General features: G+C 46.0%; 21 protein-coding genes and 1 riboswitch. Of the genes, 16 read left to right on the top strand and 5 right to left on the bottom strand.

Going from position 1 to position 22,571, the window contains the following annotated elements:
- Positions 1-214: 214 nt before the first annotated feature.
- The 6 genes from ftsY (at position 215) to glpG (ending at position 5,716) form a co-directional block, all read left to right on the top strand.
- Positions 215-1,453 carry a signal recognition particle-docking protein FtsY gene (ftsY, locus tag QTO06_RS19625; protein ID WP_331409449.1) on the top strand — a complete coding sequence of 413 codons (1,239 nt, stop codon included), beginning with the start codon at positions 215-217 and terminating at the stop codon, positions 1,451-1,453.
- 22 nt (positions 1,454-1,475) lie between these two features.
- Positions 1,476-2,150, top strand: coding sequence for a cell division ATP-binding protein FtsE (gene ftsE, locus QTO06_RS19620; protein WP_005535654.1), 675 nt, complete (start codon positions 1,476-1,478; stop codon positions 2,148-2,150).
- A complete protein-coding gene (gene ftsX / locus QTO06_RS19615) occupies positions 2,140-3,108 on the top strand; it encodes a permease-like cell division protein FtsX (RefSeq protein WP_009705153.1) in 969 nt (322 codons plus the stop codon). The genes ftsE and ftsX overlap by 11 nt, the downstream gene beginning before the upstream one ends.
- A gap of 175 nt (positions 3,109-3,283) precedes the next feature.
- Positions 3,284-4,141, top strand: coding sequence for an RNA polymerase sigma factor RpoH (gene rpoH / locus QTO06_RS19610; protein WP_005438499.1), 858 nt, complete (start codon positions 3,284-3,286; stop codon positions 4,139-4,141).
- Between the two features lie 412 nt (positions 4,142-4,553).
- On the top strand, positions 4,554-4,874 hold the full coding sequence (glpE, locus tag QTO06_RS19605) for a thiosulfate sulfurtransferase GlpE (RefSeq protein ID WP_009701354.1): 321 nt from the start codon (positions 4,554-4,556) through the stop codon (positions 4,872-4,874).
- Positions 4,874-5,716, top strand: coding sequence for a rhomboid family intramembrane serine protease GlpG (gene glpG, locus QTO06_RS19600; protein ID WP_331409448.1), 843 nt, complete (start codon positions 4,874-4,876; stop codon positions 5,714-5,716). Before glpE ends, glpG begins: the two co-directional genes overlap by 1 nt.
- A gap of 102 nt (positions 5,717-5,818) precedes the next feature.
- Here the strand turns inward: glpG and QTO06_RS19595 are convergent, their stop codons facing one another.
- Positions 5,819-6,229, bottom strand: coding sequence for a flagellar basal body-associated protein FliL (locus QTO06_RS19595; protein WP_005438495.1), 411 nt, complete (start codon positions 6,227-6,229; stop codon positions 5,819-5,821).
- Between the two features lie 153 nt (positions 6,230-6,382).
- Between QTO06_RS19595 and QTO06_RS19590 the strand changes: the two genes are divergently transcribed.
- Both QTO06_RS19590 and ubiA read left to right on the top strand, forming a co-directional pair.
- Complete coding sequence (locus QTO06_RS19590) at positions 6,383-6,922, top strand: chorismate lyase (protein WP_005438494.1); 540 nt, start codon at positions 6,383-6,385, stop codon at positions 6,920-6,922.
- Complete coding sequence (ubiA, locus tag QTO06_RS19585; protein WP_005438493.1) at positions 6,923-7,777, top strand: 4-hydroxybenzoate octaprenyltransferase; 855 nt, start codon at positions 6,923-6,925, stop codon at positions 7,775-7,777. It begins immediately after the preceding gene.
- Positions 7,778-7,866: 89 nt separating this feature from the next.
- Here the strand turns inward: ubiA and plsB are convergent, their stop codons facing one another.
- Positions 7,867-10,293: a glycerol-3-phosphate 1-O-acyltransferase PlsB gene (plsB, locus tag QTO06_RS19580; protein ID WP_331409447.1), complete on the bottom strand. Its 2,427-nt coding sequence runs from the start codon at positions 10,291-10,293 to the stop codon at positions 7,867-7,869.
- Positions 10,294-10,661: 368 nt separating this feature from the next.
- On the opposite strand from plsB, the gene lexA reads away from it, so the two are divergent.
- The 3 genes from lexA (at position 10,662) to dinF (ending at position 13,710) form a co-directional block, all read left to right on the top strand.
- Complete coding sequence (gene lexA, locus QTO06_RS19575) at positions 10,662-11,282, top strand: transcriptional repressor LexA (RefSeq protein ID WP_005438488.1); 621 nt, start codon at positions 10,662-10,664, stop codon at positions 11,280-11,282.
- A 234-nt stretch (positions 11,283-11,516) separates the two neighbouring features.
- Positions 11,517-12,311, top strand: coding sequence for a class I SAM-dependent methyltransferase (locus QTO06_RS19570; RefSeq protein ID WP_009695929.1), 795 nt, complete (start codon positions 11,517-11,519; stop codon positions 12,309-12,311).
- Positions 12,312-12,366: 55 nt separating this feature from the next.
- Positions 12,367-13,710 carry an MATE family efflux transporter DinF gene (gene dinF, locus QTO06_RS19565; RefSeq protein WP_050932463.1) on the top strand — a complete coding sequence of 448 codons (1,344 nt, stop codon included), beginning with the start codon at positions 12,367-12,369 and terminating at the stop codon, positions 13,708-13,710.
- A gap of 68 nt (positions 13,711-13,778) precedes the next feature.
- Here dinF and sthA read toward each other — a convergent pair whose 3' ends face one another.
- Positions 13,779-15,209: a Si-specific NAD(P)(+) transhydrogenase gene (gene sthA, locus QTO06_RS19560; protein ID WP_012126563.1), complete on the bottom strand. Its 1,431-nt coding sequence runs from the start codon at positions 15,207-15,209 to the stop codon at positions 13,779-13,781.
- A 261-nt stretch (positions 15,210-15,470) separates the two neighbouring features.
- On the opposite strand from sthA, the gene fabR reads away from it, so the two are divergent.
- Together fabR and QTO06_RS19550 are read left to right on the top strand one after the other, a co-directional pair.
- Complete coding sequence (gene fabR, locus QTO06_RS19555) at positions 15,471-16,112, top strand: HTH-type transcriptional repressor FabR (RefSeq protein WP_005430912.1); 642 nt, start codon at positions 15,471-15,473, stop codon at positions 16,110-16,112.
- Positions 16,112-16,477 carry a YijD family membrane protein gene (locus QTO06_RS19550; RefSeq protein ID WP_005430908.1) on the top strand — a complete coding sequence of 122 codons (366 nt, stop codon included), beginning with the start codon at positions 16,112-16,114 and terminating at the stop codon, positions 16,475-16,477. The genes fabR and QTO06_RS19550 overlap by 1 nt, the downstream gene beginning before the upstream one ends.
- Before the next feature lie 64 nt (positions 16,478-16,541).
- Here the strand turns inward: QTO06_RS19550 and trmA are convergent, their stop codons facing one another.
- Entirely contained in the window at positions 16,542-17,651 is a 1,110-nt protein-coding gene (gene trmA, locus QTO06_RS19545; RefSeq protein WP_005451984.1) for a tRNA (uridine(54)-C5)-methyltransferase TrmA, read from the bottom strand.
- A gap of 184 nt (positions 17,652-17,835) precedes the next feature.
- A riboswitch (cobalamin riboswitch) is annotated at positions 17,836-18,036 on the top strand.
- 58 nt (positions 18,037-18,094) lie between these two features.
- Here trmA and QTO06_RS19540 point away from each other — a divergent pair.
- The 3 genes from QTO06_RS19540 to murI all read left to right on the top strand — a co-directional run bounded on the left by QTO06_RS19540 (position 18,095) and on the right by murI (position 21,582).
- Positions 18,095-19,969 (top strand): TonB-dependent receptor domain-containing protein, encoded by a 1,875-nt coding sequence (locus QTO06_RS19540; RefSeq protein WP_331409443.1) that lies wholly within the window; start codon positions 18,095-18,097, stop codon positions 19,967-19,969.
- An 82-nt stretch (positions 19,970-20,051) separates the two neighbouring features.
- The gene (locus QTO06_RS19535) at positions 20,052-20,735 is read left to right on the top strand and encodes an ATPase (protein ID WP_331409442.1); all 684 of its coding nucleotides are present in this window, start codon (positions 20,052-20,054) and stop codon (positions 20,733-20,735) included.
- Positions 20,736-20,775: 40 nt separating this feature from the next.
- Positions 20,776-21,582: a glutamate racemase gene (gene murI, locus QTO06_RS19530; protein WP_045381901.1), complete on the top strand. Its 807-nt coding sequence runs from the start codon at positions 20,776-20,778 to the stop codon at positions 21,580-21,582.
- On the opposite strand, the gene QTO06_RS19525 is transcribed toward murI, so the two are convergent.
- Complete coding sequence (locus tag QTO06_RS19525) at positions 21,545-22,000, bottom strand: RNA-binding protein (protein ID WP_331409440.1); 456 nt, start codon at positions 21,998-22,000, stop codon at positions 21,545-21,547. The two genes, murI and QTO06_RS19525, sit on opposite strands and share 38 nt — an antisense overlap.
- Positions 22,001-22,571 lie beyond the last annotated feature (571 nt).

Here is a 22,571-nt window from a genome sequence, read left to right as displayed (position 1 = left end):
GACCGCTAATAAAGTGATACTATATCCAATCGCCCAAGCTTTGAGCTTGGATACAGCCCAGAATATTCAAGATGACAGAGTGTAACACTAATAAGATTAGATTCACCTAATTGGAAAGTTTTCATAACTTTGTCATTCGCCTTTTCAGTAAAGATAATAATCTTGTCAGAAAAGAGTCATTAATAGATAAGAAGACAATCTAGGATAGCCCCAGATGACGGAAAAAAAGAAGCGCGGATTACTTTCGTGGCTAGGTTTTGGTGATGAAGAGCAAAGCCAAAAACCGACAACTGAAGAATCAGTAAAAGAAGAAGCAGTGGAAGCACCTGCCGCCGAGCAACAACCAACAGAAGACGTTGCCGAGCAAGCAGAAGAAAAAACAACGGTTGAACAAGAACCAGAGGATGTTGAGGCTGTCCTAGCAGAAGCAGAAGCAGAAGCAGAAGCAGAAGCAGAAGCAGAAGCAGAAGCAGAAGCAGAAGAGCCACAAGTGCCGGTTGCGCCTCGTGTCCAAGAACAAGAAAAGCCAACCGAAAGCTTCTTTGCTCGCCTTAAGCGCAGCCTCAGTCGCACCAAGGCAAACATTGGTGCGGGTTTCTTCGGTTTGTTCAGCGGTAAAAAAATCGATGAAGACCTTTTCGAAGAATTAGAAGAACAGTTGCTTATCGCCGACGTGGGTATGAATACCACCACGAAAATCATCAATAACCTGACAGAGAAAGCCTCTCGCGGTGATTTGAAAGATGGCGAAGCGCTTTACGGCTTGCTAAAAGAAGAGATGGCCGAAATCCTATCTAAAGTAGAGCAACCGCTTGAGATCGATACCAACAAAACGCCTTACGTTATCTTAATGGTCGGTGTGAATGGTGTTGGTAAGACAACGACAATCGGTAAGCTAGCGAAGCAATTCCAAAGCCAAGGTAAAAAAGTCATGCTTGCAGCGGGCGATACTTTCCGCGCCGCAGCCGTAGAGCAACTACAAGTTTGGGGCGAGCGTAACAACGTTCCTGTGATTGCTCAGCACACTGGCGCGGACAGTGCCTCGGTTATCTATGATGCGATTGAAGCGGCAAAAGCGCGTGGCGTCGATGTCGTGATTGCCGATACTGCAGGTCGTCTACAAAACAAAGCCAACCTAATGGAAGAGCTGCGTAAGATTGTACGTGTAATGAAGAAGATTGATGACTCAGCGCCACACGAGATCATGCTGACGCTAGACGCAGGCACAGGCCAAAATGCGATTAGCCAAGCGAAACTTTTCAGCGATGTTGCCCCTCTAACCGGGATTACATTGACTAAGCTGGATGGTACAGCGAAAGGTGGCGTGATCTTCGCTATCGCTGATCAGTTCGAAATTCCAATTCGCTACATTGGTGTAGGCGAAGGCATCGAAGACTTGCGTCCATTTGAAACTCAAGAGTTCATTGACGCTCTGTTTAGTCGTGAAGAGTAACAAGAGTTAGAGGAAATCAACGGTGATCAAATTTCAGCAAGTGAGCAAAGCTTACCGAGGTGGTCGACAAGCCTTACAGAAAGTCGACTTTCACCTTCGACGCGGAGAAATGGCGTTTTTAGGCGGGCATTCCGGGGCAGGTAAAAGTACCTTGTTGAAACTGATATGCGCGATAGAGCGACCAACGGATGGCAAAATCCACTTCAATGGTCATGACATTACTCGTATCTCAAACAAAGACATTCCGTTTTTGCGCCGCAACATCGGGATTGTTTTTCAAGATCACCGTCTCTTAATGGATCGCAGTGTATTCGATAACGTTGCACTGCCGATGCGCATCGAATCGATTTCTGAAAACGAAATCAAACGCCGTGTTTCTGCGGCGTTGGATAAAACGGGCTTGCTGGATAAAGCCCGTTGTTTGCCAAGCCAACTTTCGGGTGGTGAGCAACAACGCGTTGGTATTGCGCGTGCAGTCGTAAACCGACCAACCTTACTGGTGGCCGATGAGCCGACTGGTAACCTAGATCCTGAACTGTCTAACCGTGTGTTACGACTGTTTGAAGAATTTAATCGTGCTGGCGTAACGATCCTGCTTGCGACGCACGATATCGGGTTAGTGAACACTCGCCCACAATATCGCCATTTTGAATTGAACCAAGGCTTCCTAAGTGAGGTAGAAGACTATGGTAGGTAACAAGCGCACCCAGAAAAAAGGGAAAGGTCGCAGTGCCAAGCGTGCAAATACCGATGGTTTTTTCTCTGTCCATGTAAAACAAGCAAAATCTTCTTTTGGCGCATTATGGCGTCGTCCATTAGGTAACATTCTTACCTTGGCTGTAATCTCGGTAGCGTTAGCGATGCCGGCTTGTTTGTATTTGCTGGGTAAAAACGTGGCGAGTGCTGCGCAAGACGTCGCGTCGCCATCTCAAGTGAGTGCTTACTTAGTCGAAGGCATGCCTGACGCGCGAGTGATGGTGCTAAAAGATCAGATTGAAACTTGGCCTTTGGTAAAAGAGGTGGAATATATTTCGCCGCAACAGGGTCTATCTGATCTAAGCCAATACGCCGGCTTTGACCAAGCGTTGAGCTTATTGAGTGGTTACGCGCTCCCTGGTGTGTTGGTGATTACGCCAGATTCAGAACAAAAAAGTGATATTCAGTCGCTTGCTAAAGAAGTTCGTGAGCAACAAGACGTTACCGACGTTAGGCTCGATGAAGACTGGCTAGCACGCCTTGATGCGATAAAAACCCTTGCTAGCATTATTGTCATCACCCTGACAGTGCTGATGTTGGGTGCTGTATTTTTAATCGTCGGCAATACATTGCGCTTTAATGTGCTGGCGAACAAAGAAGAGATTCAAACCATGAAGCTGATTGGTGCAACCGACAGTTTCATTCTGCGCCCTTACTTATACACTGGCATGTGGTTCGGTGTGCTTGGGGCAAGCATTGCGTGGCTAGTGACGGCGTTGATTACGGTTGTTATGAACAATGCGGTTGAGCAATTAGCCTCGCTTTACGACAGTCAATTCCGATTGATTGGCTTGAGTTGGGATGAATCTCTGCTACTAATTATGACTGGTAGTCTATTAGGTTGTATTGCCGCTCGAGTATCCGCGCAGCGTCACCTGAAAGAAATTGAACCAGTTTAGGTGATAAAGGTCTTATACTTGGAATTTATTAGCACAAGCTAATTTTTACCCCTTGTATAGACTATTTGTTTATGGATAATTACTCGCCCTTCTTGAAACTTGTTCATTTTGAGTTCAAGATGGCCAAGCTAAATTGCAATGTAATGCTCCAGATCAGAGATTGATGAGGAATTGAATGACAAAAGAAGCGTATCCGATGGCTCTAGTCACGCAAGATAGCCTTGATAGCTATATCCGTTCTGTAAACAGCTACCCAATGCTGACACCAGAAGAAGAGCGTGGGCTGGCAGAAAGATTACACTACAACGGTGAGATAGATGCGGCGAAAGGCCTGATCTTGTCACACCTACGATTCGTTGTTCACGTTGCTCGTGGCTACTCAGGCTATGGCTTGCCGATGGCAGACCTAGTGCAAGAGGGCAACATCGGTCTTATGAAGGCTGTTAAGCGCTTCAACCCAGAAGTAGGTGTGCGTTTGGTGTCTTTCGCTGTTCACTGGATCAAAGCTGAGATCCATGAATACGTGCTGCGTAACTGGCGTATCGTTAAGATCGCGACAACCAAAGCACAGCGTAAGTTGTTCTTTAATCTACGTAAGTCGAAAAAGCGTCTAGGTTGGTTCAACAACGGTGAGGTAGAAACCGTTGCACGTGAGCTAGGTGTTGAGCCTTCTGAAGTTCGCGAAATGGAATCTCGTCTAGCGGCTGTAGACTCTACGTTTGATATGCCAATGGACGATGACGACAGCGCAAACTCGTACACGGCGCCAATGGTGTACCTAGAAGATAAGTCTTCTGATGTTGCCGATAACATTGAAGCTGCGAACTGGGAAACACACACCAACAACCGTCTAGGCCATGCACTTGCAAGTCTAGATGAGCGCAGCCAGCGCATTGTTCGTTCTCGTTGGTTAGATGATGAGAAAGCAACCTTGCAAGACCTTGCGGATGAGTTTGGTGTTTCTGCTGAGCGTATTCGTCAGCTAGAAAAGAACGCGATGAAGAAATTGAAACTTGCTGTTGGTGAGTTCTAACTTTCGCTTCTAATCTCAAGTAAGATTTTCATAGAAAGCCGAGATCATGTGATCTCGGCTTTTTTATTTTCGATCGAAAGTAGACAGCGTTTGCGATCTAATTTATCTGTGCTACCTGTGCATAACTCTGTGAAGTAATTATTCATCAACTGTTCGAAAGCCGGACAAAATAAGGCTTTGAAGCAGTTTTTGGTTTGGGGATAGTTGTGAATATACACACAGTTAGATCAAGATCATTACTACATATTGTGGATCAAATGATCCAAATACACTTTATCAACGCAATTCACAGATTTATCCACAAACGGTGCGAATGTGTACAGCGTTTAATGCCCTGACTATCTCTGTGTCTAAGTTTGGCTTTGGATAGGTTACAATGGCGTCAATAACGAAAACGACATAGAGAAAGTAAATGGACCAGTTTCAACATATCGATGTACAAGGCGCTCAAGCATTGCTCGAACAAGGTGAAGCAAAGCTTGTTGATATTCGTGACCCACAATCTTTTGCTGTGGCGCATGCCGAGTCCGCTTTTCATCTGACTAATGATTCGATCGTTCCTTTCATGAACGATGTGGAATTCGAACAACCAATCCTAGTGATGTGCTACCACGGCATCAGTAGCCAAGGTGCGGCGCAATATTTGGTTAACCAAGGCTTCGAACAGGTGTACAGTGTGGATGGTGGCTTTGAAGCCTGGCAACGAGCAGAACTACCGATAGTGAGAAGTTAATGAAGAGATTGGTAACGTTAAATAATCCACGTATGGCGCAAGCCTTCATTGATTACATGGCATCGCGCAAGATAGATATCCAGATGATGCCAGAAGGTGAAGGGCAATTTGCTCTTTGGCTGACGGACGCGCAGCATGAAATTGAAGTCGAAGCTGAGCTTAAACAGTTCTTGGACAATCCCTCTGCTTCAAAATACAGCGCCGCCTCGTGGGACGTTGCCGATTCGCGTAAGAGCAAATTTCATTACTCCAGCCCGAGTATCATGGGCATGGTGAAGGCCAAAGCTGGGCCAGTGACCTTACTGATCATGGCTGTTTGTACAGTTATCTACTTTTTGCAGATGTTCGGTTTTGGTGATGGCGTGTTTGCTCTGCTCCATTTCCCAGCTTTCGAAGGACAACAGTGGCAACTCTGGCGTTGGGTTAGTCATGCACTGCTGCACTTCTCTGTTACCCATATTGTGTTCAACCTCTTGTGGTGGTGGCAATTGGGCGGGGATATCGAGCGCCGTTTGAGTTCTGGTAAGTTACTGCAAATCTTCTTTATCTCTGCAGCACTATCTGGTGCGGGGCAGTTTTATGTAGAAGGGGCAAACTTCGGTGGTTTATCTGGTGTGGTTTATGCGCTGCTTGGTTACTTGTGGATCCTTGGCTACCGTTGCCCACATCTCGGTTTAACACTGCCTAAACCTATTATTGGCTTTATGTTGGTGTGGCTAGTGCTTGGTTTTGTTCAGTCATTTATGGCGATTGCCAACACGGCCCACTTAGTTGGCTTACTTTCTGGTATGGCGATAGCGTTGTTTGATTCTGGTAAACAGAAATACCAACAAGCCTCCTGAGTTAATGATTTACAGATACCAACAAAAGACCACCAATCGGTGGTCTTTTGTTTATCTGTCTTTCGTTTAATAGGAGCAGCTCGTCAGCTTTAGCTGTTCACATTATTGGTAAAGGTATTTGGTAAACAGCAAATCAGCAATGATGGTTTTGCCAGTCTCTGGCAGCAAGGTCTCGTTGAGCTCTTTCACCAGGGTTTTGCGCAGATCTTCACGGCCAGACAAAGACTTGATCGTATCTTCTGTTTGTTTACCTAGAAGCTCAATCACCGCATCGCGGATCAGAGGTTGATGATGTTCTACAACCGCAAGGTCTTGTTGGCTCATGACCATGATGTCGATACGTACTTGCACATAGCCCAGTTTGTTGCCTTTGGTGTAGAAGTTTGTGGTCAAATCGGGTTCTAGCGTGAAGTAGGCTAACTTAGGTGCAGCTTCTTCTGATTCAGCCCAACTTGGTGCTGAAATAAGCAGACTTAGCGCGAAAATAATTTGGGCTACATAACGTTTGTACATATTTCTAACTTTTCTTTCTCTGGATCGCGATATTCGAATCGCTTCAGTCTTGATACAATAGACCGTCTAAAACAAATAACGGAACTTACGGTTTCAATAAGACGGTAAGTTGTTGCTTTATTGTACGCATAAAGCCTCCAATTGAATACTAGTATGAATCAGCCGACATCACTCTATCTTACTTCTTTATTGGAAGTAGAGTGGCAAAACCCCGAAGATTTTGAATTCCCTAGCGAATTCGCCAAGCATTGGCTTGAAGAACAGGGCTCTTTGTCACGTCGTTTAGGTCAGCATTGCCAACGCTTAACAGTGGAATTGCTGCACAATCAGATCGTCACAGCCAAGACGTTAAAACAGGATGAGAGCCAGCTATTGTCTGAGCAAGATTGCCTACTGAGAGAGGTGATTTTATGTGGCGACAATACGGATTGGGTCATTGGCCGCACGCTCATTCCTCGTTCAACCTTGGTCGATCAACAATATGACTTAGCTCAGCAAGGAGATATCCCGCTGGGTTTAACTGTGTTCAGCGCCGATAACGTTGAACGCGATGCTCTGCAAATGGGATGGGTTACTTTGCCACAGGGGCGCTTTTTAGCGCGACGCTCAAGACTGTGGATGAATCACAAACCCATGCTGGTTGCTGAGTTATTCTTACCAAATTCACCAGTTTACGCTAAGGAGAAGGTGTAAATGTCCGCAGACAAAGCCAAAGCATATTGGCAACTGATGCGAATGGACCGCCCAATTGGCTCACTCTTGTTATTGTGGCCGACGGTTTGGGCACTTGTGATTGCCGCCCAAGGCATACCAAGTTGGAATGTACTCATCGTGTTTGTGCTAGGCGTGTTCCTAATGCGTAGTGCCGGTTGTGTGATTAACGACTTTGCCGACCGTAAAGTTGATGGGCATGTGAAACGCACTAAACAGCGTCCTTTACCATCGGGTAAAGTAACCTCGAAAGAAGCGATTGGTCTGTTTTTGGTTTTGGGTATCAGCTCTTTCTTATTAGTGCTGACCATGAACCCACTGACGATCAAGCTCTCCTTTGCGGGCATCTTTTTAGCGTTCATTTATCCATTTATGAAGCGTTACACCCATTTGCCTCAGCTGTTTTTAGGTTTGGCTTTTAGTTGGGCGATTCCGATGGCGTGGGCAGCACAAACAGGCGAATTGCCTTTGATTGTGTGGTTTGTGTTTGCGATTAATGCTTTATGGACGATCGCCTACGACACTCAATACGCGATGGTCGACCGAGATGATGATTTAAAGATTGGCATCAAATCAACGGCTATCTTGTTTGGTCGCCACGATAAGCTGGTGATTGGCGTTCTACAGTTGATTACCTTGGCGATGTTGGTACTACTTGGTCAGCACTATGAACTTGGCCAAAGCTACTACTGGACGATTCTGGTGGCTGCTTCATTATTTGTGTACCAGCAACATTTGATTCGCCATCGAGATCGCGACTTGTGTTTCAGAGCCTTCCTTAACAATAACTATGTGGGAATGGTGATTGCGGTCGGTCTGGTTATCGCTTTCTGGTAACGGCATAGTACAGACACTCAGATAGAAAAAAGGCATCCGATTGGATGCCTTTTGTGTTTTTGTCGAGATGAATATCGAGCTTAAGCGAACTATGCTTGCAGCTGGTGGATACTCTCTTCGATGGTCAACTTCACTTCTGGGTAAAGCAGGGTAAATAGCAGTTTGGCAAATTGCTGTGTCTTCTCAAGGTCACAGTTACCGTCGCTATCTAGGTATTGTTGCTCTTTCAGCGTATTGAACATTGCAGTAAATACGCCTTTATCGAAGAACTCTGGTGCGTTGATGCCGTGCAGACGACCCAAACGCTGCGCAATATCTTGGCTCTTCTGCTCAAGGTCAGATTTACCCAGCTCTTGGTCTGCCACCAGTAGGTTCATCGCGATGGAGTAACGTTGCAGTGTTTCTGTGATAGTACGACCCAACAGAACCAATGATTGGTTGTTTGACTGGTTAATTTCCAGTTTGTCACCATCTTGGCAAACCATCTTCTGTTCAATGAACTCGTTCAAAATCTTCACGACCAGCTCGTTCAACTCTTCTTCCTTGTAGCTTAGGAATAGCTCTTTTTTCAGGAATGGATAAATTTGAGCGACGTTTTCTTGAATCTTCTCTACGGTCACGTTGCGTTGACGAATAATCATCTGAGCAATCAATGATGGTAGGGCGAACAAGTGAATGATGTTGTTGCGGTAGTAAGTCATCAAAATCGACTGGCTACGATCCAACGAAATGATGTCACCCATGGTGTCTGTTTCAATCACAAACTTATCAAGTGAGATAGCGTGATCCACCAACTCTTCAGCCGTTTCTGTTGGAACCGTTGAAGTGTTTGAGTATGGGTTGTTCTTAAGTAGCTTCAGGTAGCATTCAATCTGGTTGATTAGAGAGTCACGAGACAATGCACGCTGACGAGACGCCAACAGCGCGGTCGCACATAGAGTAAGCGCGTTAGTCGCTGCCGCATCGTTAATGTGCGTCATCATCTTGTTTGCCAGACCGTTCACCACAGGGTTCATCCATTGTGGTTTGCTGCCGCCCATGCGATCGATGTCTTTCGTCCATTCTGGCGCATGTTCGTTTAGGTATTGGTTTAGTTGAATTGGCTCACCGAAGTTAACGTAACCAAGACCAAAATTGCGCAGCTTACGCAGAGTACGCAACACAAGACCTGCGTTCTCTTTCTCTTTGCGTGAACCGCGAAGCTCTTTGGCGTAAGTACCCACTTCCATGACGTGCTCGTAACCGATGTACACAGGCACTAGTGTTACTGGACGGTTTAGACCGCGTAGCATGGCTTGAATCGTCATTGCCAACATACCGGTTTTTGCTTGAAGCAGACGACCAGTACGTGAACGACCACCTTCACTGAAGTACTCTACCGAGTAACCTTTAGCAAACAGCTCTGATAGGTACTCACGGAAAATAGTTGAGTACAGCTTGTTGCCTTTAAAGCTACGACGAATAAAGAAAGCACCACCACGACGGAAGATTGGACCCGCTGGGAAGAAGTTCAGGTTGATACCCGCAGCGATATGCGGTGGCACCATACCTTCATGGTACAGAACGTAAGAAAGCAGTAGGTAGTCCATGTGACTGCGGTGACATGGCACGTACACGATCTCATGACCATCTTGCGCTAGGCGACGAACGGTTGAAGCGTTGTTGATGTGCAGACCTTGGTATAGCTTCGTCCACAACCAGCCAAGAATACGGTCGCCGTTTTTCACCAAACCATAAGAGAAGTCAGCTGCAATCTCATCCATGATGTCATGGGCTTCTTTGCGTGCTTTCTCGATAGAAATGTTTTTGCTTTGCGCTTCGTCTTCAATCGCTTTTTCAATCGCTGGCGATTTCATTAAGCGTGCAAACAGCACTTGGCGTTGAGGCAGGTTTGGACCGGATGCCGCAAGCTTCTGACGAGAGAAGTGGATACGTGCAACGCGCGCTAGCTTGTGTGCAATAGCGCTGTCGGTACCGTGAGAGTCTGCCATGTAACGCAGTGAAACCACTGGGCTAAAACGCACCAAACAGTCACGACCAGCTGCCATGACCGCTTTTGCCTTTTGCGGACCATTCATTGGTTGCAGGTACGGCTTATGGTTTTCTTCTTTACCAGGCTTACGACCCCAAAGCACAGTTGCTGGGATCATTTGCACGTCTAGCTCGCTGTCGAGTTTGTGCAGTTCTAGTAACTCTGTAAACAGAGAAACAGACTCGCTTGGTACATCGTTATCGTTGCTCATCACGGTTGGACGAGACGCGATAAACACGTAACGAGTTAATGTCTTTCCATTGATTTCCAATGGACTGAGCGGGTCAGGCAGACCAAGACTCAAAGCTTGTTTTTGCAGTGTCAGCAAATCCACGTTCGAACGGAACGGCAAGGCATACACAATCGGTTTAGTGAGGTCGATGTTGAGATCATCAATCGGATTCGATGGGATTGTGGTGCCCTTTACCATTACCGATAAAGGTAGTTTTAGTAATGAACGTGAAAATGATTGTCCAGAAGACATAAAGTTCACAGCCTCAATAGGTATTCAAACAAGCCTAACCTTATTTCTGCGTCCGCTTCCCCATCTTCTATAGGAAAGGAAATAGATACGGCAATAGAAATAAGCCTAGGCGATAAATTTTAAGCGCAGCAAGGATACCAGAAACTGGTCAAACCTTTTAATTTTATTGAGCGGAAATTAGTCTAACCCCTGGGTTGTTGCTTTCATTAGACGAATTGGTTGTTTCGTGTTTAAAACGCATGTTCGCTTAAGGTTTGTGGGTAGGATCTGAAACTGGCGCAAATAAATTAAAAAACAACCAATTGGGTTTTCATTTGTCCATTTACTGGATATACTCACAGTTAACTGTATAAAAAGACAGGTGACATATGAAGCCGTTAACGCCACGCCAACAACAAGTCTTCGATTTGATTAAAAGCAAAATCGAAGACACCGGAATGCCACCAACTCGTGCAGAGATTGCGCGTGAGCTTGGCTTCCGCTCTGCGAATGCCGCAGAAGAACACCTAAAAGCGCTTGCTCGTAAACAAGCGATTGAAATTATTCCAGGCGCATCTCGCGGGATCCGAATCCTACTTGAAGATGCGGCAAACGACGATCAAGGTCTGCCTTTGATTGGTCAAGTTGCTGCTGGTGAGCCGATTCTGGCTCAAGAGCATGTGGAGTCTCACTACCAAGTGGATCCTGCGATGTTCAAACCAAAAGCAGACTTCCTACTTCGCGTAAATGGCGAAAGTATGAAAGACATCGGTATTATGGACGGCGACTTGCTGGCTGTGCACAAAACTCAAGATGTGCGCGACGGTCAAGTTGTGGTTGCACGTGTTGATGATGATGTGACGGTGAAGCGTTTAGAGCGTAAAGGTTCTACAGTTCTACTGCATGCAGAGAATGAAGAGTTTTCACCAATCCAAGTTGACCTAACATCGCAACACCTGACGATTGAAGGTCTGGCGGTTGGCATCATCCGTAACACTGACTGGATGTAGGTTTCTTACCTCAAGCATTCTAATAAAGCCCAGCGTTCTGCTGGGCTTTGTGTTTTCTGCACTTTCTATTCCCACTTTTATTTTCTTCAAAGCATATTTCTTTTCTTCCGAGCATAGTTACGCTCGCACTGATTCAGAGCGTTTGGCTGTTGCGTTAAAACTTGCAAGTGATATTGAGATTTATTATCATCTAATTCCATTTAACCATTTTCTTTTCGGCGCAAGGAAATGCCCATGTCCAAGCCTCAACATCACGTACCCAATCATCTGTTGAAACCGTTGTTTTTGCGTAGCCGCGAAAGCTTGGTTGATAACGGCTTGGTGTACGATCCGATCGCTGCAAAAGCGTGCTTGAGCTGCAAGATGGCACCAGATTGCATCAGTGGCGACGTCGATCAGAAGCAGTTGCTGCACGTGACTTTAACTCAGCTGTGCGATCAGCAGGTTAGTCACTTTCTTCAACAACACTCAGACGCTTGGATCATTAACGTTGGTGCGGGCTTAGATACGCGTTTCTACCGTTTGGACAATGGTCGTTGTCACTGGATTGAACTGGATGTCACCGAGAATCTGGTTTGGCGTCAGCGATTGTTTCATAAAAACGAACGCTACGAGCATCGTTGTGGCAGCGTAGAAGACATGAATTGGTTAGATGAACTGCGCATTCCTGAAAAAGCACCAGTATTGATTCTGTGTGAGATGGCTTTACTCGATTGTGATGAATCGCGCGTTGCGACTTTCATCCAAACTCTGGGTCGTCATTTTGTATCGGCAGAAGTGTGCATGGTACTAGCAGGTGACTTAACCGAAAGTAAATGGGGTCAGAAGCTCGGCTCAGATACGTATGCACATGGTTTTGAAGCACCAGCACAACAAGTACTGCATTGGCTGCCATGGGCGCAATGGGTCAAAGCCTTCTCGCCATTCGACCGATTTTGCTCACGCTGGAAAGCATGGCAGCGCTGGCTGAATAAGATCCCAATGTTGAAGCATCGTCTCACGCCAGTTCTCGTTCACATCAAGTGGTAATTGGCTAGGCATTGAACACTCAGGTACACTCGCTGATCTAAACAACGAGGTGCCTGTGACAAACTCTATCTTCTCTCCTTTATCGAATCCTCAAGTGCATCGCCAAGTGTTAGCGCTCGCTATCCCTATGGTGCTGTCGAATATTACTGTTCCACTATTGGGCTTGGTTGACGCTGCGGTGATCGGTCACCTTGAACACGCTTGGTATCTAGGTGGTGTTGCGCTTGGTAGCACCATGATCAGTGTGACGTTTTGGTTGCTTGGCTTTTTACGTATGTCGACCACTGGATTAGCGGCGCAGTCCTATGGTGGTGAAGACCGAAAACAACTTGCTTTGGTGTTTATGCAAGGCTCACTGATGGCACTGCTGTTTGCGTTAGTCTTCCTTATTGCCCATAACCCGATCGCGGATCTGATATTTGGTTGGAGTGATGCCAGTGCTGAAGTGAAGCACTACGGCATGCAATATTTCTCTATCCGAGTGTGGAGTGCCCCCGCTGCGCTGATGAACTTTGTCTTGTTGGGCTGGCTACTCGGAACGCAAAACTCCAAAGCCCCAATGTGGATGGTGATCATCACCAACGTGACCAATATTGCGCTCGATTTACTGTTTGTGATTGGTTTGGGTTGGAAAGTTGAAGGGGCAGCGCTAGCCTCAGTGATTGCTGATTACTCTGGCATGGCGTTTGGCTTGATGTGTGTATGGAGGACGTGGTGTGCCCGTCTGTTGCCATCACCTAAGAGCCTGCTAACCGATACTCAACATGGGCTAGGGCGGTTCGTAAAACTCAATCGCGATATCTTCTTACGCTCGCTATGTTTACAAGCTACGTTTAGCTTTATGACTTTCCAAGGTGCGAGCTTTGGTGATGATGTGGTTGCGGCCAATGCGGTATTGATGAGTTTCTTGATGATGATTTCCTATGGCATGGACGGTTTTGCTTATGCCATGGAAGCCATGGTTGGCAAAGCGATTGGTGCCAAAGACCGAGCGCAGCTCAGTGCTTCGTTGATTGGTACTTTCTTTTGGAGCCTTATCATCTGTTTAGGTTTGACTGCGGTATTTGGTTTGGCGGGATCGCACTTGATCGCCATGATCACTTCGATTGAAGCGGTGCAGCAGCAAGCGGCGGTATATCTGCCGTGGCTGGTGGTCATGCCATTGGCGTCGATGTGGTGCTTCCTGTTTGATGGCATTTTTGTTGGTGCCACCAAAGGTAAAGACATGCGAAACAGTATGTTCGTGGCGACTTGCTGCTTCTTTGCAATCTTCTTTTTGTTCTCTGGCTGGCAAAACCATGCACTATGGTTTGCGATGACCAGTTTCATGGCAATGCGAGGGATTGGACTCGGCGCTATCTTCTTTTATCAATGGCGTAAGGGAAGTTTTCTTGCCTAGTCACTCAAATAGAAACAGCAGGTCGAAACCTGCTGTTTTAGCTTTTGGATCATGGCAACCCAATTGAATTAGAATAATCGGTTCAAACCGTTTAGCGCCGCTACGCGATACGCTTCTGCCATCGTCGGGTAGTTGAAGGTGGTATTGACGAAGTATTCAATCGTATTGGCTTCACCTTTTTGTTCCATGATGGCCTGACCGATGTGGATGATTTCCGCGGCGCGCTCACCAAAGCAGTGAATACCAAGAATCTCTTTGGTTTCGCGATGGAAGAGGATTTTCAAGCTGCCGATGTCTTTACCTGCAATCTGCGCACGAGCTAAGTGCTTAAATGAAGAGCGTCCCACCTCGTAAGGCACTTTCGCCGCAGTCAGTTCTTGCTCAGTTTTGCCTACTGAGCTGATTTCTGGAATGGTGTAGATACCCGTTGGGATGTCATCAATCAGATTGCCGTCAGCTTGTCCTTTAGTGATGGCTTGTGCCACGAAACGACCTTGGTCATACGCTGCACTCGCTAGGCTAGGGTAGCCAATCACATCACCGACGGCGTAGATGTGTTCCACCTCTGTACGGTAGTTACCATCCACTTTGAGCTGTCCGCGCGAATCACCTTCAAGTCCAACCGCAGGTAAGTTGAGTTTGTCTGTGTTACCCGTTCGACCGTTGGCATACAGTAGGCAGTCGGCTTTCATCTTCTTGCCAGATTGAAGATGCACGATAACACCATCTTCTGTGCCTTCGATTTTCTCGAACGTTTCATCGTTACGAATTACCACGCCACTGTTCCAGAAGTGGTAAGACAATGCATCTGAGACTTCGTTATCTAGGAAGGAGAGCAGACGGTCGCGAGTGTTAATCAAGTCGGTCTTCACACCTAGACCACGGAAGATTGATGCGTATTCACAACCAATCACGCCCGCGCCGTAAATGATGATGTGGCGAGGATCGTGTTTCAGGCTCAAGATAGAGTCACTGTCGTAGATGCGTTCATGCAAGAAGTCGACATCATTTGGTTGATATGGACGAGATCCCGTGGCGATAACAAATTTATCTGCTGAGTATACTTCTTCCGTACCATCACTTTGCATGACGGCGATGGAGTAGTTATCGATAAAGCGGGCTGTACCAAACAACAGTGTGCATGAGTTGCGATCATAAAAGCCCTGACGAAGTCGAGTCTGTTTATCTATTACCGATTTTGCATGACCTAAAATGTCAGAAAATGTTGCATGAAGGCTGGTGTTATTGCGGCAGAATAACGGGTTGCTATTGAATTCAATGATACGGCTAACTGCGTGACGCAATGCTTTGGATGGTATGGTTCCCCAGTGCGTACAACCGCCACCAACACTGCTTTCCTTTTCTACGATGGCAACATTCAGTCCGGCTTTGGTCAATCCCATCGCCGCCCCTTCACCGCCCGGGCCACTACCAATTACGATCACGTCATAGTGATTAGCATGCGCCATGATGTCTTCCTTGTTATATTTGCTTAACATTGCTGTAGCGGGATTTTAACTCATTTACTCTATTGGGAACACGTAATGCCTGCTAGAGAGTGGAAGTGATCACGCAGAATCGCCCAAAAGAACTAATTGGTATGCTGTATGTCTACTATTTGAAGTGAGGCGATTGCAATTAGATGCATGGCGATAGTAACGTGCTCGCCGCTTATCGGCAGATAACGTCGCTTTATACGTGGGGGCGATATGCGTTATATTGAAGCTCTCGTACCCAATAGAAAAAGAGCAAGTTAAAGAATGAAATCGATGGGAATCCGCGCGCAGCAAAAAGAAAAAACACGTCGATCGTTGATCGATGCGGCATTTAATCAACTCAGTGCGGATCGCAGCTTTTCCAATCTGAGCTTGCGTGAGGTTGCCCGAGAGGCAGGAATTGCACCGACTTCTTTTTACCGTCACTTCAAAGACATGGACGAGCTGGGCTTAACCATGGTTGATGAAGGTGGTTTGTTGTTGCGACAGCTGATGCGTCAGGCGCGTCAGCGTATTGTCAAAGAAGGCAGTGTGATTCGAACTTCAGTTGAAACCTTCATGGAATTCATTGAAAGTAGTCCTAACGTTTTCCGCTTATTGTTGCGTGAGCGCTCCGGCACTTCCTCTGAATTTCGTACTGCCGTCGCTCGAGAAATTCAGCATTTTGCGGCAGAATTAACTGAGTACTTAATGAGCACCGGCATGACCAAAGAAGAGGCGTTCACTCAAGCAGAGGCGTCGGTTACTTTGGTGTTTAGCTCTGGTGCGGAAGCTTTAGATTTAGATCGACGCGAGCGCGATGAACTCGCCGAGCGATTGATCATGCAATTGCGAATGATAGCCAAAGGGGCCTATTGGTATCGCAAAGAACGTGAACGTAACCGATTAAAAGGCGGGATAGAATAATGTCGAATGGAAATAAATCTGAAAAGAAAACGCTGATTTTGGCACTGGTTGCAGGTATGTGTGGTGATGCTTTGTTGTCATGGTTGACCATGAGCGAAGTATCTTTTTCAATCTTCCCTCTGATTGCACTCGTGCTAGCTGTACAGGCGCTGTACCAAGAATACCTTAACAACCCAGTATCAGAAGATATCCCACTTGTTGGTCTGGCGTGTTTCTTCGTAGGTGCATTTGGTCACTCTGCGTTTATTAAAGCGCAATACCCAGAAGCAGGCTCTAACTTCTTCGCTATTCTGGTTTCAATGATTCTCCTAGCGTGGATCGGTAAGAAGCTGGGTTTCATGGAAAAGAAGACCACCGCTGAATAAGCAAAACGAATCCAACAAAAAAGCGAGCCATGAGCTCGCTTTTTTTATGTTTGATGCTGGTTGATTACGCTTTACGTTCCAACAGTACACCTGCTTCCATGTGGTGCGTGTAAGGGAATTGGTCAAACAGAGCAAAACGCGTCACGTTGTGGGTTTCGCATAGAATGTCCAAGTTCTCTTTAAGTGTCTCTGGGTTACAAGAGATGTACATGATGCGCTCGTAACCTTGCACCATCTTACAAGTGTCGACATCCATACCTGAGCGTGGTGGATCGACAAAAATCGTATTACAGTTGTAGCTCTTCAGATCCACACCTGCATCTTGTAGGCGGCGGAATTCACGCTTACCTTCGATTGCTTGAGTAAACTCTTCTGCTGATAGACGTAGGATTTGTACGTTATCAATCTCGTTCGCTGCAATGTTGTATTGCGCAGAAACCACAGATGGCTTCGCTAATTCAGTTGCAAGAACGCGGTCGAAGTTTTGTGCCAGCGCCAAAGAGAAGTTACCGTTACCACAGTAAAGCTCTAGGAGATCACCAGTGCTTTCTTGAGTACAGTCGACTGCCCATTCCAGCATCTTCTCAGCGACTTTGCCGTTTGGTTGAGTGAAGCTGTTTTCTACTTGTTGGTAGATGTAGCTTTGACCATTTACGTCTAGCTTCTCGATCACGTAGTCACGGTCTAGGACAATCTTCATTTTACGAGCACGACCAATGATGTTTAGGTTGAAGCCTTCATCATTCAAACGCTGCTTAAGGGCTTTCGCGTTTTCAATCCACTCTTCATCAAGCTGGCGATGGTAAAGCAGTGAAACCAGAATCTCACCGCTAAGCGTTGATAGAAAGTCCACTTGGAACAGTTTACGACGTAGCGATTCGTTGTCTTTCATCGCTTCAACTAGTAGTGGCATCAGGTCGTTGATCAGACGGCTTGCTGCTGGGAATTGGTCAACGCGGTATTTCTCACGAGTTTCTTGATTGAACATGATGTAGTAAAGGTCTTCACCCTCATGCCAAACGCGGAACTCAGCACGCATGCGGTAGTGCTGCTCTGGTGATTCAAACACTTCCAGTTCTGGCACGTTGTATGGCGCGAACATATCGTTCAGACGTTCGACTTTTTCAGCCAGTTGTTCTTGGTAGCGTTGTGGGTTTACATCAAGAGTAGCCATGATCTTACCTTTTATGGTGCATTCAATTTAAGAGCGCAGATTTTATTCAATCTCAATAGGATGTCCAGTTTTGTACCCTAATTGATTTAAAGATAGTGTGTTCTGTGTCAGTTGATACACCAATGAACCAAATCGTTACAATTGTCAGGGGTAATATTGGCTGGACAAATAATCAATAGCTTAATAGTATTTGCCCCAAGCTGGTGCTATCTAGCAATCTAGATGGCTGAAATGGGAATCTGGTGGAAATCCAGAACTGACGCGCAGCGGTAAAAGAGAACGAACGCTCAACAAGACACTGCATTAGTTTATGTGGGAAGTCGAGCAAGTAGGCGGTACAACCTTGCTCTTAAGTCCGAATACCTGCCAGCAACTGAGCCACAGCACTGGACTGCTCAATATGAGTAGGGCTCGGTAGGAATTACGCGATTTAGGACAATACAATGAGAAAAACATTTCTTGCGATCACGTGTGCATCGCTGCTTTCACCTACCTTTTATTTACACGCTCAAGAAGTTTCCGCAGATGAAACTGTTGTGGTTACCGCAAACCGATTCCAGCAAATTGATGGTGCGGTTCTCGCACAAACCGTTACGGTAACTCAAGAAGATATTGAGCGCCTGCAAGCAAACAGTCTGTTTGATGTGTTCCGTACACTACCGAGTGTTGAAGTTGCCCAGTACGGTGGACGTGGTCAATCCGCCTCTATTTATGTGCGAGGGGGTAGTTCATCCCAAGTTCTTGTTTTAGTCGATGGGGTTCGTATGCCTCGTGCGATTATGGGCGGCGTCGATTTTAATCAGTTTCCAATCAATTCTATTGAACGTATCGACTACATTCGTGGTGCGCGTGCTTCTATTTATGGCTCAGAAGCGATTTCTGGCGTAATCAACATTATTACTCGAGCGAACATTGATAGTGATGCGAGCCATGTGACCGCAGGTTATGGGTCGGATAACCATAAGAAAGGGACGTTTGTTGTCTCTAAGCCGGTAGGTGACGGTAAACACTTTAAAGGTGTTCTAGGTTACGAGAAAACCGATGGTTTTAATGTGAAACCGTTGCCGGGTGTAAATGATGGCGATGAGCACGGCTTTGAAACGCTCAACCTGAAGTTAGGTTACCAACAAAACTTTTCTGACAACTTATCTGGTTATGTTGGGGTGAGTGCTTACAACAATGAGTACGACTACGACAACAGTAGCTATGGTAATCCTGCATGGGGCAAGGTTGATAAGCACGAGAAGAAAACCGGTGAAGTAGAGTATGTAGGCGCCGATCTGTCGTTGGAATACAACAAAGACGTTTACTCATCTGAATTGAAACTGGCTTACGGCCAACAAGACAACTATGACCATAAATCAGGTCAAAGCAAATCAACCGGCGATCACGTTGCTATTGAGCAGTTCAATGCGATTTGGTTGAACTCGTACAGCGTAAACGAAGAGTTGAGCGTTGGTGGTGGTTTGGACTACCGCACAGAAAAGCTCGCTAAGGGCTACATTGCGCCAAGTGATTGGGGACCTTCCCAGAGTTACGATCCAGAAAAGAACCCAAGAACCAACTTTGGTATAAGCGCCATTGCTCAATACGCTTATGACGTATGGACGTTAGAAGCAAGTGTACGTAATGACGACAACAACCAGTTTGGTAACAACACCACGTGGCAAACTGCTGCGGGTTGGAGCTTTTACGAAGGTTATGAGTTAACCCTGAGCCATGGTACTGCTTTCCGTGCGCCGAGCTTTGTTGATTTGTATTACCCAGGCTACGAAATGCCAAACCTAAAACCAGAAGAATCAGAAAATACCGAGCTGTCGCTATCTGGTGCTGTATCGATTGTTGATTGGACGGTAACGGGTTACTACAACCAAATTGAGAACATGTTGATTTGGGAAGGCGCTGGCATGCAAAATGTTGGTGAAGCTGAGATCAAGGGTGTCGAACTAGAAGTGAAACTCGATACAGATATCGTATCTCATGAGTTCTACCTAGATTATAAAGACCCTGTCGATAAATCTGGCGCAGAAGATACGCAACTCGCTTACCGCTCTAAGCGTGGTGCTAAGTGGAACGCTTACGCGACGTTTGACCAATGGACGTTGGGCTCGCAATATCTTTACCAAGGTGAACGCTTTAATGGCAGCACAAGGTTGCCGAGCTACAGCCTATGGAACTTTACGGCTTCTTACGCAGTAAACCAAAACTGGGATATCAACGCGAAGCTAAGCAACGCTTTTGATAAAGATTACGAGATGTACGTGGGCTACGCGACACCAGGGCGCCAGTACTTTGTTTCGGCAGACTACCGCTTCTAATCAAATCTAATAAGACCGCCACATCGGCGGTCTTTCTTATTGTGAGTCAGGTCCGAGTGGAAATAGGTAACGAGGAAAGTTAATGACAAAAGCAAAACGTGTCGTGGTCAGCTGGTCGAGTGGCAAAGACTCTACGCTAACGTTGGAGCGACTAAACGAGAATCCGCTTTATCAGGTGGTTGGCTTGTACACCACCTACGTTGATAAAGAAGTGCCTTTCCAAGCGACGCCATTAGAGGTTGTGCAAATGCAGGCAGACTTACTTGGTCTTCCACTCATTACTATTGAGCTGCCAGAAGTCTTCCCGAGTAACGACATTTATCAATCGATTATCGTTAATGCATTACAAAACAGTGGACTGAATTTAGAAGCGGTCGCGTTTGGCGATATGTTTTGTAATGGTATCGCCGATTATCGACGTAGCTATATTGAGCCTGCTGGTTGGGAGTGTGTCTTCCCTTTGCTAGGAGAAGAGAGCAGGGTGTTAGCAATTGAAATTGTCGAGCGTGGCATTCAAACCATGCTGGTAACGACCGATGGAGAAGTGTTGCAGTCTGAGTGGTGTGGACGTTGGTATGACAAAGCACTAATAGAGTCATTCCCCGGTCATATTGATCCCTGCGGAGAAAATGGCGAATTCCATACATTGGTGACATCAACCCCTTCATTTCAAGGACATATAGAATTGACTATGCTTGAAGTGGAAATAGGGGAGCGATTCAGTCATCAAAGATACCAAGCCAAAGCATTGCCAAAACAAATCTAACCAGTATGATCGCCGAGTCTCTAATTTGCAGGTAAGACTCGTGCGAGCATCAAGTAAGAAAAAAGTCCTAGTGTTTGATTCCGGTGTCGGAGGGTTATCGGTCTTCCAAGAAATCCACCGACTTCTGCCACATATGGATTACTTGTATCTGTTCGATAACGAAGCCTACCCGTATGGTGAGCTCGATCAAGATGTGTTGATTACTCGCGTTAATAAGCTGGTGGCAGCGTTGGTCGAAGAGCATCAAGCTGACATCGTGGTCATCGCCTGCAATACCGCAAGTACCATAGTGCTGCCTTCACTGCGTGCTAATCTATCTATCCCAGTTGTTGGTGTAGTTCCTGCGATAAAGCCGGCATCACTACTTGCTTCTCAAGGCGTTGGTTTAATTGCTACGCCAGCGACAGTGACTCGTCAATATACCCATGAACTGATTCGCGACTTTGCTCAAGGTAAACCTGTCGAGTTATTAGGCTCGACTCGACTAGTGGATATGGCAGAAGAAAAGCTGCGTGGTGAAAGTATTTCTCTTTCAGAGCTGGAAAGCATTCTTCTCCCACTGCGTAATAAAGTAGATGTCGCAGTACTGGGCTGTACTCACTTCCCTCTAATCAAAGAAGAAATACATCAAGCATTGGGTGGTGAAGTAACGTTAGTTGATTCGGGTGAAGCCATTGCGCGTCGTGTGAAAGCATTATTGCTTAATGACATGAAGCAAGAGAGTAGAGAAGAGGGGAGTAAGAAGATTTATGCCAGTGCACCTCCTTGGCAAGAAGATGCACTGAATACCTGTTTGGCGAACTTAGGCTTTAATCCTGTTCAGGTTTACCGCCTTCCGGGTGTTTAGGGTCGTTTGCAATACGCACTTTAAGCGTACGCTCCATATATTCCTTCTCATTAAGTTTAGCGATAGCAGGTTTTGCATCTGCCGCTGCCATCACTACGAAACCAAACCCTCTTCTTTTACCTGTACGCTTATCTTTCATTAAGCGTACCGCGTAAACCTGTCCGTACTCAGCAAACAAATCACGAACGTGACTCTCATTTGCCTTATAAGGAAGGTTGCCGACATACAGCGTTTTAGTTGAAGGATCGGAATCCGAAGATTGAAGAACAGGTGTTTTGCTAGAAAGTGAAAAAAGAAAAGCAGTAGCGACAACACCGATAACAAAGCTCAAGGCAGGTGGCACAGGTAACTGAGAGAAGATGATTCCCCCAATGACCGCCAACCCAGCACACAAGATCAGATTTTTTTTAGACGTCATTTTGATTACTACATATAGATGATAAAGAGATTGGCTGCCTATTAACAAAATAGACACATGAATCTTACGTATATGGTTGGTGTTTTTCCAACCAATTGCTGTGATATGTCTCAAATGTGACGAAGAAATATGCAGATATTACGCATTTGATGGATAAGTAACCGCTTGGAATGTTTTTTTCAAAAAAAGGGTTGCGCTCATTTCTGGATTCCCTATACTGCGCATCCACCGACACGGAGTGAGACGAAAGTCACACAGCGAGTCGGGAAGAGAGAAAAAAGAATTTGAAAAAATGCTTGACTCTCAAATTGGGAAGCGTAAGATATGCACCCCTAACGACGAGGCGCTGAGGCGGTGAGTTAGTTAGAAAAGTTCTTTAAAAATATAGACCTATCAATCTGTGTGGGCACTCGTTGATGATAATCCAATTAGATACTTCGGTATCAAATTAGGTTTCAATGAAACGAAGTGACCATTGAATCGAAAGATTCAGCACAGTCAATTCAAACATTACTTATGTAATGTTCAGTATTCATTGAGCCGAACAAAATCTTAAATTGAAGAGTTTGAT

This window comes from Vibrio sp. M260121 (assembly GCF_036533715.1).
Lineage (GTDB): Bacteria > Pseudomonadota > Gammaproteobacteria > Enterobacterales > Vibrionaceae > Vibrio.
This window is presented reverse-complemented; position numbering and strand designations above follow the sequence as displayed.

Bases quoted from the DNA above. Each gene is read 5' to 3' on its own strand.
- ftsY (WP_331409449.1), top strand. From the start codon at position 215: ATGACGGAAAAAAAGAAGCGCGGATTACTTTCGTGGCTAGGTTTTGGT.
- QTO06_RS19595 (WP_005438495.1), bottom strand. From the start codon at position 6,229: ATGTACAAACGTTATGTAGCCCAAATTATTTTCGCGCTAAGTCTGCTT.
- QTO06_RS19535 (WP_331409442.1), top strand. From the start codon at position 20,052: ATGACAAAAGCAAAACGTGTCGTGGTCAGCTGGTCGAGTGGCAAAGAC.
- lexA (WP_005438488.1), top strand. From the start codon at position 10,662: ATGAAGCCGTTAACGCCACGCCAACAACAAGTCTTCGATTTGATTAAA.
- ftsX (WP_009705153.1), top strand. From the start codon at position 2,140: ATGGTAGGTAACAAGCGCACCCAGAAAAAAGGGAAAGGTCGCAGTGCC.
- rpoH (WP_005438499.1), top strand. From the start codon at position 3,284: ATGACAAAAGAAGCGTATCCGATGGCTCTAGTCACGCAAGATAGCCTT.
- ubiA (WP_005438493.1), top strand. From the start codon at position 6,923: ATGTCCGCAGACAAAGCCAAAGCATATTGGCAACTGATGCGAATGGAC.
- plsB (WP_331409447.1), bottom strand. From the start codon at position 10,293: ATGTCTTCTGGACAATCATTTTCACGTTCATTACTAAAACTACCTTTA.
- trmA (WP_005451984.1), bottom strand. From the start codon at position 17,651: ATGGCTACTCTTGATGTAAACCCACAACGCTACCAAGAACAACTGGCT.
- sthA (WP_012126563.1), bottom strand. From the start codon at position 15,209: ATGTTAAGCAAATATAACAAGGAAGACATCATGGCGCATGCTAATCAC.
- QTO06_RS19590 (WP_005438494.1), top strand. From the start codon at position 6,383: ATGAATCAGCCGACATCACTCTATCTTACTTCTTTATTGGAAGTAGAG.
- glpE (WP_009701354.1), top strand. From the start codon at position 4,554: ATGGACCAGTTTCAACATATCGATGTACAAGGCGCTCAAGCATTGCTC.
- QTO06_RS19570 (WP_009695929.1), top strand. From the start codon at position 11,517: ATGTCCAAGCCTCAACATCACGTACCCAATCATCTGTTGAAACCGTTG.
- QTO06_RS19550 (WP_005430908.1), top strand. From the start codon at position 16,112: ATGTCGAATGGAAATAAATCTGAAAAGAAAACGCTGATTTTGGCACTG.
- fabR (WP_005430912.1), top strand. From the start codon at position 15,471: ATGAAATCGATGGGAATCCGCGCGCAGCAAAAAGAAAAAACACGTCGA.
- QTO06_RS19540 (WP_331409443.1), top strand. From the start codon at position 18,095: ATGAGAAAAACATTTCTTGCGATCACGTGTGCATCGCTGCTTTCACCT.
- QTO06_RS19525 (WP_331409440.1), bottom strand. From the start codon at position 22,000: ATGACGTCTAAAAAAAATCTGATCTTGTGTGCTGGGTTGGCGGTCATT.
- glpG (WP_331409448.1), top strand. From the start codon at position 4,874: ATGAAGAGATTGGTAACGTTAAATAATCCACGTATGGCGCAAGCCTTC.